Origin of the sequence: Pseudomonas sp. SID14000, from assembly GCF_002165135.1 — a bacterium.
Taxonomy (GTDB): domain Bacteria; phylum Pseudomonadota; class Gammaproteobacteria; order Pseudomonadales; family Pseudomonadaceae; genus Aquipseudomonas.
The window spans coordinates 1-434 of sequence record NZ_NFZQ01000112.1 but is presented as its reverse complement, the minus strand read 5'-3'; the positions used below and the strand labels follow the sequence as shown (position 1 = coordinate 434).

The 434-nt window shown below is 68.9% G+C and carries 1 protein-coding gene; it reads left to right on the top strand.

The window, feature by feature from the left end:
- Positions 1-80 precede the first annotated feature (80 nt).
- The coding region (locus tag CAY82_RS27590; RefSeq protein ID WP_140399175.1) for an SDR family NAD(P)-dependent oxidoreductase at positions 81-434 on the top strand (354 nt) is incomplete at its 3' end.

The window sequence follows — 434 nt, the reverse complement described above, 5'->3', positions numbered from 1 at the left end:
CCCTCACCCAGTTCTGGAATCTCATGCTTCCGCGGATATCCGCCATGGTCCCGGCCGAATAACGCTGCGAGACTGCGCCCATGAGCGATCTTCTGAACGGCAAATCCGTCCTCGTCACCGGGGCGAGCAGTGGAATCGGCGCGGCGGCGGCACGCGTGTTCGCCCAGGAGGGCGCGCGTGTGGTCCTGGCCGCGCGAAGAGAGGACAGACTGGCGGCGCTGGCCGAGGAGTTGAAGGGTCAAGGCGCGGAGGCGGCGTACGTCGTCTGCGACGTCACCGTGGCCGAGGACGCGGTCCGCGCGGTGGACTTCGCGGTCGAGACCTTCGGGCGCCTGGACGGCGCGTTCAACAACGCGGGGCTCGGCGGCGACCGGACGCCCCTGCACCTCATGGGCGACGACGTCTACGACGCGGTCATGGACACCAACGTACGC